Raw genomic sequence first — 18,320 nt, forward strand, 5'->3', positions numbered from 1 at the left:
TTAATTTATTATACCAATCTTCTATTTTGCGCTTCCTGAACATCGTTCTCCCGCAATATTCACCAGTACATTGATCGCCCTCACACTTCACCGCATTAACAATCCAGACCAATTTCAATTGCTGTCATATAACTTTACACTGTCGTTGTTAATTAATCGTTACTAAGACGTGACTCCTATGAATACAATCGCCTCCGTTACACTCCCGCAGCACGTACACTCGCCCCGCTACGATCGGCAACAATTGAAATCCCGTATCGTTCATTTTGGGTTTGGAGCCTTCCACCGTGCGCATCAGGCACTATTAACCGACCGTGTGCTGAGTGCGTTGGGTGGTGACTGGGGAATTTGTGAAATCAGCCTGTTCAGTGGTGATCAGCTGATGAGCCAGCTTCGCGCGCAGGATCATTTATACACCGTGTTAGAGAAAGGCGCAGACGGTAACCAGGCGATTATTATTGGAGCCGTTCGCGAGTGCCTGAATGCAAAACTGGATTCATTAGCGGCAATTATTGAGAAGTTTTGCGAGCCGCAGGTGGCAATTGTTTCCCTGACGATTACCGAAAAAGGCTATTGCATTGACCCGGCGACCGGTGCACTCGACACCAGCAATTCGCGGATTATTCACGATCTACAAAACCCTGAAGAGCCTCACTCCGCGCCAGGCATTCTCGTCGAAGCACTGAAACGCCGCCGTGAACGCGGCCTTGCACCGTTTACCGTGCTCTCCTGCGACAACATTCCCGATAATGGCCATGTGGTGAAAAACGCGGTGCTGGGGATGGCGGAAAAACGTTCGCCAGAACTTGCGGAATGGATAAAAGATCACGTCAGCTTTCCGGGAACCATGGTAGACCGCATTGTCCCGGCAGCAACCGACGAATCACTGGAGGAAATTAGCCAACATCTGGGCGTGAATGATCCCTGTGCGATTAGCTGCGAGCCGTTTATCCAATGGGTGGTTGAAGATAACTTTGTCGCGGGGCGCCCTGCCTGGGAAGTCGCTGGCGTGCAGATGGTCAATGATGTCCTGCCGTGGGAGGAGATGAAACTGCGTATGCTTAATGGTAGTCACTCTTTTCTCGCTTATCTGGGTTATCTCGCAGGATTCGCCCACATCAGTGATTGTATGCAGGATCGCGCATTTCGCCGTGCCGCCAGAACGTTAATGCTGGATGAGCAGGCGCCGACGCTGCGGATCAAAGATGTCGATTTAACACAATATGCGGATAAGTTAATTGCACGTTTTGCTAACCCGTCGCTGAAACATAAAACCTGGCAAATCGCGATGGATGGCAGCCAGAAATTACCGCAGCGTATGCTGGCAGGCATTCGCATCCATCTGGCGCACGGAACAGACTGGTCATTGTTGGCATTAGGCGTTGCAGGCTGGATGCGGTATGTGTGCGGTGTTGATGATGCCGGAAATGCTATTGATGTTCGCGATCCGCTTAGCGATAAAATTCGCGACCTGGTTGCGAGCAGCAGCAGTGAACAACGCGTAATCGCCCTGCTTTCTCTGCGTGAAGTTTTCGGTGATGACCTGCCAAATAACCCGCATTTTGTTCAGGCTATCGAACAAGCCTGGCAACAAATCGCGCAGTTTGGGGCGCATCAGGCGCTATTAAACACTCTCAAAATTTAACGATTTCTGCGGTTAAAGCGGATGAAGCCCGCCTTCGTCCGCTCTCCCCTTCTCTTTTCAGCCTTTTTTAGCCAAGATTAACGCACAGTTAACTTATCAGAGTATTGCGGAGCCGCTGTGACCAGGACCAACCTCATCACCGGTTTTCTCGGCAGCGGGAAAACCACGTCGATTCTTCATCTGCTAGCCCATAAAGATCCAAACGAAAAATGGGCGGTACTGGTTAATGAATTTGGGGAAGTCGGAATTGATGGCGCTTTGCTCGCCGATAGCGGCGCATTGCTGAAAGAGATCCCCGGCGGCTGCATGTGCTGCGTTAATGGTTTACCCATGCAGGTAGGGTTGAATACTTTGCTGCGCCAGGGAAAACCAGACCGCTTGTTGATAGAGCCAACCGGGCTGGGCCATCCGAAACAGATCCTCGATCTATTAACCGCACCGGTCTATGACCCCTGGATCGACTTGCGCGCCACGTTGTGTATTCTCGACCCACGCCTGCTACTGGACGAAAAAAGCGTCAAAAATGAAAACTTCCGTGACCAGTTGGCTGCCGCAGACATCATTGTCGCCAATAAATCCGACCGCGCGACGCCCGAAAGCGAGCAAGCGTTGCAACGCTGGTGGCAACAAAATGGTGGCGATCGGCAATTAATTCACAGCGAACATGGGCAAATTGAAGGTCATCTTCTGGATTTACCCCGTCGCAATTTAACCGAGTTGCCTGCCAGCGCCGCCCATTCACATCAGCATATCGTGAAAAAAGGGTTAGCGGCGTTAAGCCTGCCAGAACATCAACGCTGGCGTCGCAGTCTGAACAGCGGACAAGGACATCAGGCCTGCGGCTGGATTTTTGACGCCGACACGGTGTTCGACACCATTGGCATTCTGGAATGGGCACGACTTGCACCGGTGGAACGCGTAAAAGGCGTAATGCGCATTCCAGAAGGGCTGGTGCGAATCAACCGTCAGGGCGATGACCTGCACATTGAAACGCAAAACGTTGCACCGCCGGATAGCCGTATTGAGCTGATCTCCAGCGGCGAAACTGACTGGAACGCCTTACAAAGCGCGCTGTTGAAGCTTCGTTTAGCGACCAGCGCGTAAGGTTGCCTGCGTTTTTCAGTAAGATAATTAGAGAAAATATGATTAAAAATTTGCCGCAAATAGTGTTGTTGAACGTTGTCGGCCTCGTGCTGTTTCTTTCCTGGTACATACCCGTTAATCATGGATTCTGGTTACCGATTGATGCGGATATTTTTTATTTTTTTAATCAGAAACTGGTCGAAAGTAAGGCCTTTTTATGGCTGGTTGCATTGACCAATAATCGTGCCTTCGACGGTTGTTCACTACTGGCAATGGGAATGCTGATGCTGAGTTTCTGGCTGAGAGAAAACGCCTCCGGAAGACGGCGTATCGTAATTATTGGTCTGGTCATGCTGTTAACCGCAGTGGTATTAAACCAGTTGGGCCAGGCATTAATTCCTGTCAAACGGGCCAGTCCGACATTAACCTTTACAGATATTAACCGCGTCAGCGAACTGCTACCTGTACCCACGAAAGATGCATCACGAGATAGCTTTCCCGGCGATCACGGCATGATGCTACTTATTTTTTCCGCCTTTATGTGGCGTTATTTCGGAAAAGTCGCAGGTCTTATCGGCATTATTATTTTTGTGGTTTTTGCATTTCCCAGAGTAATGATTGGCGCACACTGGTTTACCGATATCATTGTCGGCTCCATGACCGTGATATTGATCGGTTTACCCTGGGTGCTGTTGACACCATTAAGTGATCGATTAATCACCTTTTTTGACAAATCACTACCGGGAAAAAGTAAACATTTCCAAAACAAATAACTCACAGTAATTAACATCATCAGGTTTATTTTTATAGTGAGGATAATCCTGATGATACGCACCATTGCTTTCATTCATCGAACACAATGCTCATTCTTTAATTAAATGAATGAATTGCATGTTTTTCGCACAATCGCTCTTTAATTGACCAATCCCACTTATTAACTTTCTGTATCACTTTTTCTTATAAAAAATCATGTAAAACCGCTCGCCAAGACCGCGCCAATCGGGTAATCTCGAACTCGTTTTGCCTCGGCGTTAAATTATCCTCACAGCATATAATTTTGTGCGTTAGTCCACAGATTTGGCCTTAAGGAATTGTTTCAACATGCCCAGGTAATTAGTCTCGTGTCGCTTGGCATTTTTTTATAACGATATTTATCGTTAAGGACTTCAAGGGAAAACAAACAACATGGTCAAATCTCAACCGATTTTGAGATATATCTTGCGCGGCATTCCCGCGATTGCAGTAGCGGTTCTGCTTTCTGCATGTAGTGCAAACAACACCGCAAAGAATATGCATCCTGAGACACGTGCAGTGGGTAGTGAAACATCATCACTGCAAGCTTCTCAGGATGAATTTGAAAACCTGGTTCGTAATGTCGACGTGAAATCGCGAATTATGGATCAGTATGCTGACTGGAAAGGCGTTCGTTATCGTCTGGGCGGCAGCACCAAAAAAGGTATCGATTGTTCTGGTTTTGTACAACGTACATTCCGTGAACAATTTGGCTTAGAACTTCCGCGTTCAACGTATGAACAGCAGGAAATGGGGAAATCAGTTTCCCGCAGTAATTTGCGTACAGGCGACTTAGTCCTGTTCCGCGCGGGTTCAACCGGACGCCATGTCGGTATTTATATCGGTAATAATCAGTTTGTTCACGCATCCACCAGCAGTGGTGTAATTATTTCCAGCATGAATGAGCCGTACTGGAAGAAGCGTTACAACGAAGCACGTCGGGTTCTCAGCCGTAGCTAATAAATCGTTTGGATGCAATCCCTTGGCTATCCTGACGAGTTAACGAAAAGCACTGCTTAGGCAGTGCTTTTTGGTTTTTCTGATCCGAGAAAATGATGTTTCCACATCTTGAACCAGGCTATAGTCCCGTCATTCTTTCCTTTTAGTGTTGTCGTATTTTCAGGATATTATCGGAACCATGTTCATACGAGCTCCCTCTTCTGGACGTAAGATCCTGCTCACCTGCATTATTGCGGGCGTGATGATTGCGATACTGGTCAGCTGTCTTCAGTTTTTAGTGGCCTGGCATAAACACGAAGTCAAATACGACACCTTGATTAGCGACGTACAAAAATATCTCAATACCTATTTTGCCGACCTGAAATCCACCACTGACAGGCTCCAGCCGCTTACCTTAGATACCTGCCAGCAAGCAAACCCGGAGCTGACTGCACGCGCAGCATTTAGCATGAATGTGCGAACGTTTGTGCTGGTGAAAGATAAAAAAAGCTTCTGCTCATCTGCGACTGGTGAGATGGACATCCCACTCAGTGAACTGATCCCGGCACTAAATATCGGCAAAGATATTGATATGGCAATATTGCCAGGCACACCGATGGTGCCCAATAAACCAACGATCGTCATCTGGTATCGTAACCCTTTATTAAAAAATAGCGGCGTTTTTGCGGCATTGAATCTGAACCTGACGCCTTATATTTTCTATAGCTATCACCAGCAAGATTTCAACGGTATCGCACTCATTATTGGTGATACTGCGCTATCGACCTTTACGTCGCATTTGATGAACGTCCGTGAGTTAACCGGCACGCCTGTACGCGAAACCAAAATTGCAGGCCTTCCGCTGACCGTTCGGCTTTATGCTGATGACTGGACATGGAACGATGTGTGGTACGCGTTTTTACTCGGAGGCATGAGTGGAACTGTCGTTGGCCTGCTCTGCTATTACCTGATGAGCGTGCGTATGCGCCCTGGCAGAGAAATTATGATGGCCATCAAACGTGAGCAATTTTACGTGGTGTATCAACCGGTGGTTGATGCACAAACGCTGCGGGTAACCGGCCTGGAAGTACTGCTACGCTGGCGTCACCCGGTAGTGGGTGAAATTCCCCCGGATGCCTTCATTCACTATGCCGAATCGCAAAAGATGATTGTGCCTCTCACCCAGCATCTGTTTGAGCTGATTGCGCGTGATGCCGCAAAATTAGAAAACGTACTGCCGGTGGGCGTGAAATTTGGCATTAACATCGCGCCGGATCATCTGCACAGCGAGAGCTTTAAAGCCGATATACACCGGCTGATTACCTCCCTGCCTGCGCACCATTTCCAGATTGTACTGGAAATTACCGAACGCGATATGCTGAAAGAGCATGAAGCATCACAGCTTTTCGCATGGCTGCATTCTGTCGGCGTAGAAATTGCCATTGATGACTTCGGCACCGGACACAGTGCGCTTATCTATCTGGAACGCTTCACACTCGATTATCTGAAAATTGACCGTGGCTTTATCAACGCCATAGGTACGGAAACGGTCACCTCACCGGTACTTGACGCGGTGCTGACACTGGCGAAACGCCTCAATATGCTGACAGTTGCTGAAGGGGTCGAAACACCGGAACAGGCGCGCTGGCTGCGCGAACGTGGCGTTAATTTCCTGCAAGGTTACTGGATTAGCCGCCCCCTGCCGCTGGATGATTTTATCCGCTGGCTGGAGAAACCTCATACGCCACAGTGGTAAGGTGTGCGTGCGTCCCTTATTATTCATAGTGAAAGTATGCCGGATTGCGGCTAATGATGAGTAAAAGGAAATCCGTTGCAGATGATTGTGCGCATACTGCTGCTGTTTATCGCTCTGTTCACCTTTGGTGTGCAGGCGCAGGCTATCAAGGAAAGCTATGCCTTTGCGGTGCTGGGAGAACCCCGGTACGCGTTTAATTTCAACCATTTTGATTATGTGAACCCCGCCGCGCCAAAAGGTGGGCAAATAACGTTATCCTCCATTGGAACCTTCGATAATTTCAACCGCTATGCACTGCGCGGTAACCCTGGCGCACGTACCGAGCAGCTGTACGACACGCTATTTACCACCTCCGATGACGAGCCAGGCAGTTATTACCCACTGATTGCCGAAAGCGCGCGCTATGCTGACGATTATTCCTGGGTGGAGGTCGCAATTAATCCGCGCGCCCGTTTTCATGATGGTTCGCCCATTACTGCCCGCGATGTTGAATTCACTTTTCAAAAATTTATGACCGAAGGCGTACCGCAATTTCGTCTGGTTTATAAAGGCACTACCGTTAAAGCCATTGCGCCTTTAACCGTGCGCATTGAATTAGCCAAACCCGGTAAAGAAGATATGCTTAGTCTGTTTTCGCTGCCGGTGTTTCCAGAAAAGTACTGGAAAGATCACAAACTTAGCGACCCGCTCGCCACGCCTCCACTTGCCAGTGGTCCGTACCGAATTACGTCCTGGAAAATGGGGCAGAATATTGTCTATTCCCGCGTGAAAGATTACTGGGCGGCAAACTTACCGGTAAACCGTGGACGCTGGAATTTCGACACCATTCGCTACGATTATTACCTCGACGATAATGTCGCTTTTGAAGCGTTTAAAGCTGGCGCTTTTGATTTGCGTATGGAAAACGACGCCAAAAACTGGGCCACGCGCTATACCGGTAAAAATTTCGACAAAAAATACATTATCAAAGACGAGCAAAAGAACGAATCAGCACAGGATACGCGCTGGCTGGCGTTTAATATCCAGCGTCCGGTATTCAGCGATCGCCGGGTCCGGGAAGCCATCACTCTCGCCTTTGACTTTGAATGGATGAACAAGGCGTTGTTTTACAATGCCTGGAGTCGTACTAACAGTTATTTTCAGAATACCGAATACGCGGCCAGAAATTACCCCGACGCTGCGGAACTGGTGCTTCTGGCGCCGATGAAAAAAGAGTTACCGCCAGAAGTCTTCACGCAAATCTACCAGCCGCCTGTATCCAAAGGCGATGGCTACGATCGTGACAACCTGTTAAAAGCCGACAAACTTCTCAACGAAGCAGGCTGGGTGCTGAAGGGTCAGCAACGCGTAAATACCACAACGGGTCAGCCGCTCAGCTTTGAGTTATTGTTGCCTTCGAGCAGCAATAGTCAGTGGGTATTACCGTTCCAGCACAGCCTGCAACGGCTGGGCATCAATATGGACATTCGCAAGGTGGATAACTCGCAAATCACCAACCGAATGCGCAGTCGCGACTATGACATGATGCCGCGCGTGTGGCGAGCAATGCCGTGGCCCAGTTCCGATTTACAGATTTCCTGGTCATCGGAATATATCAACTCCACTTATAATGCCCCCGGTGTGCAAAGTCCGGTTATCGACTCGCTGATCAACCAGATTATTGCCGCGCAGGGAAATAAAGAAAAATTACTGCCGTTGGGGCGCGCACTGGATCGCGTGTTAACGTGGAATTATTACATGCTGCCGATGTGGTACATGGCGGAAGACCGTCTTGCCTGGTGGGATAAATTCTCTCACCCAGCAGTGCGCCCCATTTACAGCCTCGGTATCGATACCTGGTGGTATGACGTCAATAAAGCGGGCAAACTGCCGTCAGCCAGACAACAGGGAGAGTAGATGGGCGCTTATCTGATTCGCCGTCTGTTACTGGTGATCCCAACGTTATGGGCGATTATCACCATCAACTTTTTCATCGTGCAAATTGCGCCTGGCGGTCCGGTCGATCAGGCTATCGCCGCCATTGAGTTTGGTAATGCCGGAGTATTACCCGGCGCAGGCGGCGAAGGTGTTCGTGCCAGCCATGCGCAAACGGGCGTCGGCAATATCAGCGACAGTAATTACCGTGGCGGACGCGGATTAGATCCAGAAGTGATCGCCGAGATCACTCATCGCTACGGTTTCGATAAGCCGATCCACGAACGTTACTTCAAAATGCTCTGGGACTACATCCGCTTTGATTTCGGCGACAGCCTGTTTCGCAGCGCCTCGGTACTGACGCTAATTAAAGACAGTCTGCCGGTTTCCATCACCCTCGGATTGTGGAGCACGCTGATTATCTATCTGGTGTCGATTCCGTTAGGCATTCGCAAAGCCGTTTATAACGGTAGCCGCTTTGACGTCTGGAGTAGCGCATTTATCATCATCGGTTACGCCATTCCGGCCTTTTTATTTGCCATCTTGCTGATTGTCTTCTTCGCAGGGGGCAGCTATTTCGACCTGTTCCCTCTGCGCGGCCTGGTATCCGCTAATTTTGATTCGCTGCCGTGGTATCAGAAAATCACCGATTATCTGTGGCATATCACGCTACCCGTGCTGGCGACAGTGATTGGCGGCTTTGCGGCACTCACGATGCTGACCAAAAACTCATTCCTTGATGAAGTGCGCAAGCAATACGTGGTGACCGCGCGTGCGAAAGGGGTCAGTGAGAAAAATATTCTCTGGAAACATGTGTTTCGTAACGCCATGCTGCTGGTGATTGCCGGTTTTCCGGCGACGTTTATCAGCATGTTTTTCACCGGTTCACTGCTGATTGAGGTGATGTTTTCGCTCAATGGCCTTGGCTTACTGGGCTACGAAGCGACCGTCTCACGCGATTATCCGGTGATGTTTGGCACGCTGTATATTTTCACCCTGATTGGCCTGCTGCTGAATATCGTCAGTGATATCAGCTATACGCTGGTCGATCCGCGTATTGATTTTGAGGGACGCTAATGTCGCGACTCAGCCCCGTCAATCAGGCCCGTTGGGCGCGTTTTCGTCATAACCGTCGCGGCTACTGGTCGTTATGGATTTTTCTCGTCTTGTTTGGTTTGAGTTTGTGTTCTGAACTGATCGCCAACGATAAACCGTTGCTGGTGCGTTATGACGGCAGCTGGTATTTCCCGTTGCTGAAAAACTACAGTGAAAGCGATTTTGGCGGCCCGCTGGCAAGCCAGGCTGATTATCAGGACCCGTGGCTGAAACAACGGCTGGAGGATAATGGCTGGGTACTGTGGGCGCCGATTCGCTTTGGTGCTACCAGTATCAACTTTTCCACCGATAAGCCTTTCCCTTCCCCGCCATCCCGACAAAACTGGCTGGGAACCGATGCCAACGGCGGTGATGTGCTGGCGCGCATTCTGTATGGTACGCGGATCTCGGTTCTGTTTGGTTTGATGTTGACACTCTGTTCCAGCGTGATGGGCGTGCTGGCGGGGGCGCTACAAGGCTATTACGGCGGTAAAGTCGATCTCTGGGGACAACGCTTTATTGAAGTATGGTCGGGAATGCCAACGCTGTTTTTAATTATTCTGCTCTCCAGTGTCGTGCAGCCTAACTTCTGGTGGCTGCTGGCAATTACCGTTTTGTTTGGCTGGATGAGTCTGGTCGGCGTGGTGCGCGCAGAGTTTTTACGTACCCGCAATTTCGACTACATCCGTGCAGCTCAGGCGCTTGGCGTCAGCGATCGCAGTATAATTCTGCGTCATATGTTGCCAAATGCTATGGTCGCTACCCTTACCTTTTTACCGTTTATTTTATGCAGTTCAATAACTACCCTGACCTCGCTCGATTTCCTCGGCTTCGGTCTGCCGCTCGGTTCACCGTCGCTCGGCGAACTGCTGTTACAAGGAAAAAATAACCTCCAGACACCGTGGCTTGGGATCACCGCCTTCTTGTCGGTGGCGATATTGTTGTCTCTGCTGATCTTTATTGGTGAAGCAGTCCGCGACGCATTTGATCCTAATAAGGCGGTGTAGCATGACGCAAACTCTGTTAGCGATTGAAAACTTGTCGGTGGGTTTTCGCCATCAGCAAACTGTTCGTACCGTAGTGAATGATGTTTCACTACAGATTGAGGCTGGCGAAACGCTGGCACTGGTAGGCGAGTCAGGTTCCGGCAAGAGCGTTACCGCACTGTCTATTTTACGTCTGCTCCCTTCCCCACCGGTTGAATATCTTGCTGGAGATATTCGTTTTCATGGCGAATCGCTGCTTCATGCCAGCGAGCAAACGTTGCGCGGCGTACGCGGTAATAAGATAGCCATGATCTTCCAGGAGCCAATGGTGTCGTTAAATCCATTGCATACCCTGGAAAAACAGCTTTATGAAGTGCTTTCACTCCATCGCGGGATGCGACGAGAAGCGGCACGTGGCGAGATATTAAATTGCCTTGATCGCGTAGGTATCCGTCACGCAGCAAAACGACTGACAGATTACCCGCATCAGCTCTCTGGCGGCGAACGCCAGCGGGTGATGATTGCGATGGCGCTATTAACGCGCCCGGAATTATTAATTGCCGATGAACCGACCACCGCGCTGGACGTCTCTGTCCAGGCGCAGATTTTGCAGCTGTTGCGCGAACTGCAACATGAACTGAATATGGGGATGCTGTTTATTACTCATAACCTCAGCATCGTCAGAAAACTGGCTCACCGCGTGGCAGTGATGCAAAACGGTCGCTGTGTGGAGCAAAATAACGCCACTGCGCTATTTGCCTCCCCTGCTCATTCTTACACGCAAAAGCTACTCAACAGCGAGCCGTCAGGCGACCCGGTGCCGTTGCCAGAGCCTGCCTCAACGTTGCTTGATGTTGAACAGCTTCAGGTTGCCTTCCCCATTCGCAAGGGGATTTTAAAACGCGTTGTCGATCATAACGTGGTGGTGAAAAGTGTCAGTTTTACGCTACGGGCAGGTGAAACGCTGGGTTTAGTGGGCGAGTCCGGTTCCGGTAAAAGCACTACGGGACTGGCGCTACTGCGACTGATTAACTCTCAGGGCAGCATCGTCTTTGACGGTCAGCCATTGCAAAATTTAAATCGCCGCCAGCTATTGCCGATTCGCCATCGCATTCAGGTGGTATTTCAGGATCCAAACTCCTCGCTCAATCCACGACTCAACGTATTGCAGATTATTGAGGAGGGATTACGGGTTCACCAGCCGACGCTTTCTGCCGCACAACGCGAAGAACAAGTGAAAGCGGTGATGCATGAAGTGGGATTAGATCCTGAAACGCGCCACCGTTATCCGGCAGAGTTTTCCGGGGGGCAACGACAACGCATAGCGATTGCCAGGGCGTTGATTCTTAAGCCTTCACTGATCATTCTTGATGAACCAACATCGTCGCTCGACAAAACGGTACAGGCGCAAATATTGACGCTATTGAAATCATTGCAACAAAAGCATCAACTGGCCTATTTGTTTATCAGCCACGATTTACACGTCGTCCGCGCGTTATGTCATCAGGTTATCGTACTGCGACAAGGGGAAGTGGTGGAACAAGGGCCGTGCGCGCGCGTATTTGCCGCACCGCAGCAGGAGTATACGCGTCAGCTACTGGCGTTAAGCTGACGCTTAAAAAGGATTGTAATTTGAGAAGGGCTCGGCAATTGCCACACCAAAATTTTTCAGTCGGCATGTCGCAGCAAACTCATCATGGCGATTTACAAACAGGCACGGTTCACCTTCACACTCCAGTACCGAGCATGGAACTTCGATGTCGCTTAACGCCTGACTTAGTTTGTACATCACCGACCATGCATTATCACCATCCGGGCTAAGCAATTTAAGCGCCACCAGGCTGTTGTCACCGCACGGTCCATTTTGCGGAATCGGTTCAACCTTCGAACCTGCGAAACCAGCAGACCAGCGATAGTTCTGCGGCAGTCGATGGACGATTGAGAGTTGTAATGAAGTCACTTATTTTCCCCGGAAGCACATTTACTTCACAATTTGTTTACATCAATTTTAACACATCATCAACAACCCGTCTTTAAACAGATCGTAAAGATTGATGCCTCGCCTGCGTGGCCTCTATGGCTCTGATTTAAATAATATCTGTGGGCGTGGTCACGTTTGCGGGGCTATATGTACCCGTTTCTGCGATCTAACTCAACCTTTTTAACTACAATGATGTGACTTTTTACACAAATTGATTTTACATAAAATAAACAAATGACGGGAGACTGATAGATTTGCGGTTGATATGCATCAACAAAGGAAGCCTTTTAGCTTCCCCGTTGTGCAATAGATCACCGTTTTTTCGGCCGACTGGCGTACAGACAGAAGAGAATGGAGCAGGTCGCACAGAACGCAATCGACCAGATCATCGGCCATGCGGAGTTAAAGGTCGCAAGGGAGAGCAATGCACCGACAATGGCGCCAATACCAAAGCGGAAGGTTCCTGCCAGCGATGATGCCGTTCCCGCCATATGCGGAAACTCATCCAGAATCACTGCCATCGCATTGGATGACACCATCGACACACAACCCACAAACGCCGCCACCCCAACCACCAGCGACCAGAACCCTAGTCCCAGCAGCGCACTGATGACCATCCACGCCGCCATAATAAATTGTATCCACAGCCCCGATCGGAACATATTCAGCGCGCCAATGCGGCGAACAAAGCGACTGTTAAAGATGGTCATCACGAACAAGAAAACAATATTCAGCGCAAAGTAATAACCAAAGTTTTCCGGCGCGACGTGGTTAATTTCAATGTAGACAAACGGTCCGGCGCTTAAGAACGAGAACATCCCGGCAAAGCTAAAACCGCTGGCCAGCATATAACTCAGGACACGCTTATGACGGAACAGCGCAGCGAAGTTACCAATAGTGGTACGGATGTGAAACGGCTGACGACGCTCCGGCGGTAACGTTTCTTTGATCAGGAAGAAGATCATCGCCGAAGCCAGAATCGCCGCCACGGCGAGGATCCAGAAAATGTAATGCCAGCTCAGCCACACCAGCACCCAACCGCCAACAATCGGTGCCATCAGCGGCGCGATGGTCGTTACCAGCATGACAAACGACATCATCCGCGAGAACTCTTCTTTCGGGTAGATATCGCGCATCAGGGCGTTGATGACCACGCTGGCCGCAGCCGCCGCCAGCCCGTGGAAGAAACGCATCACAATCAGCTGATCGATAGTTTGCGCCAGTGCACACGCCACCGCCGCCGCAGCAAATACCAGCGTACCGCCGAGAACCACCGGCTTACGCCCGAAGCTATCCGCCATCGGTCCGTAGATTAACTGCCCCAACGCAAAGCCCAGAATATAAGTACTCAGGGTCATCTGCGTACTGCCCGCCGGCACACCAAACTGCGCAGAAATCACTGGCAGCGCGGGCAGATACATATCAATCGACAGCGGCATCAACATGGCCAGCAGGCCAAGGATAAAGACAATAGCAAACGATGAATGCTGTCGCGTGGTCACAACGGGCTCCTGAATATAATGAAAGTGTTAACTAACGCTGGCGATTTCTTCTGCAGTTAATGGACGATATTCACCGGGTGCTAAATCAGCATCCAGCGTAATGCCGCCAATACGTTCACGATGCAGCTCAACCACGTGGTTACCCACGGCGGCGAACATGCGTTTCACCTGATGATAACGCCCTTCGCTGATGGTCAGACGTACCTGCGTCGGAGTAATCACTTCCAGCACCGCCGGCTTAGTGAGATCTTTTTCGTTATGTAACTGCACGCCTTTAGCAAACTGCTCTGCCGTATCGTCTGCCACCGGGGACTCCAGCGTCACCAGGTAGGTTTTCTCACAATGATGACGCGGAGAAGTAATGCGGTGCGACCACTGACCGTCATCGGTCATCAGCACCAGACCGGTGGTGTCGATATCCAGCCGCCCTGCTGCATGTAGTTTCCACGCCACAGGTTCATCCAGAAAATAGAGCACCGTTGGGTGATCCGGATCGTCAGTAGAACAAACATAGCCCTGAGGCTTATTGAGCATGAAGTAACGTGGTCCGTGTTGCTGTGCCAGCGGGTTTCCATCGTAAGCCACACTGTGTTCAGGGAGCAGTTTAAACGCTGCATTGCGGACGATTTCGCCATCGACGGTGACACGAGTGGCACGGATTTCACGCCCGGCAATAGCACGGCTAACGCCGAGTTGCTGTGCGATAAATTTATCAAGTCGCATGTGTGTGATTTTGCCTGTAAAAAACGGAGGTCGGGTAATGACCCGAAAATCTGAACTGTTGTTCGCCCAGTATAGCGGTCTAATAACTTCCCTCAAGAGAAAAAGATCCGTGGCATACTATTAGCAGAATAATCTACCTACGCGAGACCATGATTTTTACACTCCGTCCATATCAGCAAGAAGCCGTGGATGCCACGCTCAACCATTTTCGTCGTCATAAAACTCCTGCCGTTATCGTGCTGCCTACTGGTGCAGGTAAAAGCCTGGTGATAGCGGAACTGGCACGGCTGGCGCGTGGTCGCGTGCTGGTGCTGGCGCACGTCAAAGAGCTGGTGGCGCAAAACCATGCAAAATATCAGGCGCTGGGGCTGGAAGCCGATATTTTTGCCGCCGGGCTGAAGCGTAAAGAGAGCCACGGCAAAGTGGTGTTTGGCAGCGTACAGTCGGTCGCACGCAATCTCGATGCCTTTCAGGGTGAATTTTCGCTGTTGATTGTCGATGAATGTCACCGTATTGGCGACGACGAAGAGAGTCAGTATCAGCAAATTCTTACTCACCTGACCAAAGTGAATCCCCACTTACGCCTGCTGGGGCTGACTGCCACGCCTTTTCGACTGGGCAAAGGCTGGATCTACCAGTTCCATTATCACGGCATGGTACGCGGCGATGAGAAAGCCCTTTTCCGTGACTGCATTTATGAGCTGCCGCTGCGTTATATGATTAAACACGGTTATCTGACGCCACCAGAACGGCTGGATATGCCGGTAGTGCAATACGATTTCAGCCGCTTGCAGGCACAGAGCAATGGGCTGTTCAGCGAAGCAGATCTCAACCGCGAGCTGAAAAAACAACAACGTATTACGCCGCACATCATCAGCCAGATCATGGAGTTCGCCGCAACGCGCAAAGGGGTGATGATTTTCGCTGCGACGGTTGAACACGCAAAAGAGATTGTGGGATTGCTGCCCGCCGAAGATGCAGCACTCATTACCGGTGACACACCCGGCGCTGAACGTGATGTATTAATTGAAGATTTTAAAACCCAGCGTTTTCGCTATCTGGTCAACGTTGCGGTACTGACCACCGGATTTGACGCCCCGCACGTCGATCTTATCGCCATTCTGCGTCCTACTGAATCAGTGAGTCTTTACCAACAAATTGTCGGGCGCGGTCTGCGTCTGGCTCCCGGCAAGACTGATTGCTTAATTCTTGATTATGCGGGTAATCCTCACGATCTCTACGCGCCAGAAGTTGGCACCCCAAAAGGCAAAAGTGACAACGTTCCGGTACAGGTTTTCTGCCCTGCCTGCGGTTTTGCCAACACCTTCTGGGGCAAAACGACCGCCGACGGGACATTGATTGAACACTTTGGTCGTCGCTGTCAGGGATGGTTTGAAGATGACGACGGTCATCGCGAACAGTGTGACTTCCGTTTCCGTTTTAAAAATTGCCCACAATGTAACGCGGAAAATGATATTGCCGCCCGACGCTGCCGCGAATGTGACACGGTACTGGTTGATCCAGACGACATGTTAAAAGCGGCGCTACGACTGAAAGATGCTCTGGTATTACGCTGTAGCGGCATGTCTTTGCAGCATGGACACGACGAGAAAGGCGAATGGTTGAAAATCACCTATTACGATGAAGACGGCGCGGATGTGAGTGAGCGTTTCCGTCTGCAAACGCCCGCCCAGCGTACCGCCTTCGAGCAGCTTTTTATCCGCCCGCATACGCGCACACCGGGCATCCCTCTGCGCTGGATCACCGCTGCCGATATCCTCGCTCAGCAAGCGTTACTGCGCCATCCGGATTTTGTTGTTGCGCGAATGAAAGGCCAGTACTGGCAAGTGCGTGAAAAAGTGTTCGATTACGAAGGTCGTTTTCGTCGGGCGCATGAATTACGCGGTTAATAGTAGTTTTGATTGATGTATAAGGCGATTGAGTATAGAATCTCGCCCGCTTTTGCATACGCAAAGCAGATCACTTACCTGTTGCTGGGTCGCCTGTAGCAGGATTAATTTAAGAGAGAAAGAAATGTTTACTATCAACGCAGAAGTACGTAAAGAGCAGGGTAAGGGTGCGAGCCGCCGCCTGCGCGCCGCTAACAAGTTCCCGGCAATCATCTACGGTGGCAAAGAAGCGCCGCTGGCTATCGAGCTGGATCACGACAAAGTCATGAACATGCAAGCTAAAGCTGAATTCTACAGCGAAGTTCTGACCATCGTTGTTGACGGTAAAGAAATCAAAGTTAAAGCTCAGGACGTACAGCGTCACCCGTACAAACCGAAGCTGCAGCACATCGACTTCGTTCGCGCTTAATCGCTGAATAAGTTGTAAAAAACCCCGCTCCGGCGGGGTTTTTTGTATCTGCAGATTATGCCTGATGCGACGCAGTGCGTCTTATCAGGCATACAGGTATTACCGTTATTTGCAGGCCAGAGAAGGCGTTCACGCCGCATCTGGCATTCATAACACAAACCCGATTAATTACCGCCAGACGTCCGGCGCTGAAGCTGATCGCGTAAGTTCGGCGGCGTGCCCTTAATGGTCAGGGTATCGGTCGCCGGATCCCAGAAAATCCGTTCGCCTAACAGCATTGCATCAAAGTTGATGGTTAAGCCACCACCGCTACCGGCAAACTTAGTCAACTGACGCAGCGTGCTACGATCTGCCGGGAAGCTCTCTTCCAGTTCATAGCCTTTTTCAGCCGCAAATTCCGTGAAGCTCACCTCACTGACACCCGCCAGTTCTTTCGACAGCGACTCCAGCTCGATCTCTTCACCCGCCTGCAATTGCTCATTACAGTAGCTATAAACCTGCTGGCGAACGTTCTGCCGTTCTGCTTTATCCAGTTGCGCTTCGGCGGTAAAGTCATCGACCGCCTGTAACAGACCACGGTTTTGCGCTTTCGCATTCAACCCTTCGCTGGCACCGAGGAAGTCCATAAAGAAATCAGCCACTTTGCGCCCTACCCGCCCTTTCAGGAAAGTAAGATAACGGGTCGATTCTGGATTGGTTTCCCATTCGGTTAAATCGATACGCGCAACAATATCCGCATGATTAATATCGAGATAATGGGTCGGGTTGATGTCGAGGTTTTCGTTAACGCGCATACTGCTTAAATTGTTCAGTACGCAAATCAGCAAATACTCAACCGCCAGATAGCGATAGTGACAAAACAGCACGAAGCCGCCGTCAGCAAAAGGATATTTCGCCAGTTCGTCACGCAGGCGACCAGTTGCTGCCCGACTAAATGCCAGAAAGTCTTCTTCGCCCTGACGCTGTAAGCGCAGCGTCTGCGCCAGCTCACTCTCCTCGCTAAACAAACCGTAGGCTTTGTTCTTGGCGCTATAGACACGATGCAGCTCTGCCACCATCTCAACGACGGTTTCCGTCGGTTCCAGCAATGAATCGCGCAGCACCAGCTCAAGGTTCTGCTCATCACGCTTGATAAGCTGGTGCAGAGCAATCTGGTTGATATCCAGACTCATGATAAACTCTCCTTTAAGACCGGGCGGTATTCAACCACCGCCGGTTAAGCGACGCAATAAAAGATGGCGGTCATTTTACAGAAGGTGGCGTAACGCGAATGATTTAAAGTATAAAAAAGCAGAAAAAAAACCGTTGCTACGGTAATATGTTGCCCTTTCATCAACTAACTGATTTCGATTTATGCCACAAATTTCCCGCTACAGTGATGAACAGGTTGAACAATTGCTCGCAGAGCTGCTCAACGTACTGGAAAAACATAAGGCTCCGACCGACCTTTCCCTGATGGTGTTAGGCAATATGGTCACCAACCTTATCAACACCAGCATTGCCCCGGCTCAGCGCCAGGCGATTGCCAACTCTTTTGCCCGCGCCTTACAGTCCTCTATCAACGAAGACAAAGCGCACTAAGGGA

The 18,320-nt window shown here is 50.3% G+C and carries 16 protein-coding genes; 12 read left to right on the forward strand and 4 right to left on the reverse strand.

The genetic code is table 11. The annotated features are described in order from the left end of the window. The first annotated feature begins 178 nt into the window (after positions 1-178). The 9 genes from WES_RS07340 to yejF all read left to right on the forward strand — a co-directional run bounded on the left by WES_RS07340 (position 179) and on the right by yejF (position 11,822). Entirely contained in the window at positions 179-1,645 is a 1,467-nt protein-coding gene (locus tag WES_RS07340; protein ID WP_016158630.1) for a mannitol dehydrogenase family protein, read from the forward strand. Positions 1,646-1,762: 117 nt separating this feature from the next. Beyond that, on the forward strand, positions 1,763-2,749 hold the full coding sequence (gene yeiR, locus WES_RS07335; protein WP_016158631.1) for a zinc-binding GTPase YeiR: 987 nt from the start codon (positions 1,763-1,765) through the stop codon (positions 2,747-2,749). A gap of 38 nt (positions 2,750-2,787) precedes the next feature. Next, positions 2,788-3,501: a Kdo(2)-lipid A phosphotransferase gene (gene lpxT, locus WES_RS07330; protein ID WP_016158632.1), complete on the forward strand. Its 714-nt coding sequence runs from the start codon at positions 2,788-2,790 to the stop codon at positions 3,499-3,501. Positions 3,502-3,913: 412 nt separating this feature from the next. Then, the gene (mepS, locus tag WES_RS07325) at positions 3,914-4,480 is read left to right on the forward strand and encodes a bifunctional murein DD-endopeptidase/murein LD-carboxypeptidase (RefSeq protein ID WP_000241011.1); all 567 of its coding nucleotides are present in this window, start codon (positions 3,914-3,916) and stop codon (positions 4,478-4,480) included. A gap of 178 nt (positions 4,481-4,658) precedes the next feature. Continuing rightward, positions 4,659-6,215, forward strand: a complete 1,557-nt coding sequence (locus tag WES_RS07320) for a cyclic di-GMP phosphodiesterase (RefSeq protein WP_016158633.1) — start codon at positions 4,659-4,661, stop codon at positions 6,213-6,215. Positions 6,216-6,296: 81 nt separating this feature from the next. After that, a complete protein-coding gene (locus tag WES_RS07315; protein ID WP_016158634.1) occupies positions 6,297-8,111 on the forward strand; it encodes an extracellular solute-binding protein in 1,815 nt (604 codons plus the stop codon). Further along, entirely contained in the window at positions 8,112-9,206 is a 1,095-nt protein-coding gene (locus WES_RS07310; RefSeq protein WP_000501604.1) for a microcin C ABC transporter permease YejB, read from the forward strand. Then, the gene (locus WES_RS07305; RefSeq protein ID WP_016158635.1) at positions 9,206-10,231 is read left to right on the forward strand and encodes an ABC transporter permease; all 1,026 of its coding nucleotides are present in this window, start codon (positions 9,206-9,208) and stop codon (positions 10,229-10,231) included. The genes WES_RS07310 and WES_RS07305 overlap by 1 nt, the downstream gene beginning before the upstream one ends. Position 10,232: 1 nt before the next feature. Then, the gene (gene yejF, locus WES_RS07300; RefSeq protein WP_016158636.1) at positions 10,233-11,822 is read left to right on the forward strand and encodes a microcin C ABC transporter ATP-binding protein YejF; all 1,590 of its coding nucleotides are present in this window, start codon (positions 10,233-10,235) and stop codon (positions 11,820-11,822) included. A 3-nt stretch (positions 11,823-11,825) separates the two neighbouring features. On the opposite strand, the gene WES_RS07295 is transcribed toward yejF, so the two are convergent. The 3 genes from WES_RS07295 to rsuA form a co-directional block, all read right to left on the reverse strand. After that, positions 11,826-12,170 carry a YejG family protein gene (locus tag WES_RS07295; RefSeq protein WP_000202796.1) on the reverse strand — a complete coding sequence of 115 codons (345 nt, stop codon included), beginning with the start codon at positions 12,168-12,170 and terminating at the stop codon, positions 11,826-11,828. Positions 12,171-12,502: 332 nt separating this feature from the next. After that, a complete protein-coding gene (gene bcr / locus WES_RS07290) occupies positions 12,503-13,693 on the reverse strand; it encodes a multidrug efflux MFS transporter Bcr (protein WP_000213383.1) in 1,191 nt (396 codons plus the stop codon). A 27-nt stretch (positions 13,694-13,720) separates the two neighbouring features. Then, positions 13,721-14,416, reverse strand: a complete 696-nt coding sequence (gene rsuA / locus WES_RS07285) for a 16S rRNA pseudouridine(516) synthase RsuA (protein WP_001234832.1) — start codon at positions 14,414-14,416, stop codon at positions 13,721-13,723. 149 nt (positions 14,417-14,565) lie between these two features. On the opposite strand from rsuA, the gene WES_RS07280 reads away from it, so the two are divergent. Together WES_RS07280 and rplY are read left to right on the forward strand one after the other, a co-directional pair. After that, entirely contained in the window at positions 14,566-16,326 is a 1,761-nt protein-coding gene (locus WES_RS07280) for a DNA repair helicase RadD (protein WP_000578060.1), read from the forward strand. A gap of 124 nt (positions 16,327-16,450) precedes the next feature. After that, positions 16,451-16,735, forward strand: coding sequence for a 50S ribosomal protein L25 (gene rplY, locus WES_RS07275; RefSeq protein WP_000494183.1), 285 nt, complete (start codon positions 16,451-16,453; stop codon positions 16,733-16,735). A gap of 164 nt (positions 16,736-16,899) precedes the next feature. On the opposite strand, the gene yejK is transcribed toward rplY, so the two are convergent. Then, positions 16,900-17,907, reverse strand: coding sequence for a nucleoid-associated protein YejK (gene yejK / locus WES_RS07270; protein ID WP_000050780.1), 1,008 nt, complete (start codon positions 17,905-17,907; stop codon positions 16,900-16,902). A 181-nt stretch (positions 17,908-18,088) separates the two neighbouring features. On the opposite strand from yejK, the gene WES_RS07265 reads away from it, so the two are divergent. After that, on the forward strand, positions 18,089-18,316 hold the full coding sequence (locus WES_RS07265; RefSeq protein WP_001135667.1) for a YejL family protein: 228 nt from the start codon (positions 18,089-18,091) through the stop codon (positions 18,314-18,316). Positions 18,317-18,320 lie beyond the last annotated feature (4 nt).

This window comes from Escherichia sp. KTE31 (assembly GCF_000407925.1).
Taxonomy (GTDB): domain Bacteria; phylum Pseudomonadota; class Gammaproteobacteria; order Enterobacterales; family Enterobacteriaceae; genus Escherichia; species Escherichia ruysiae.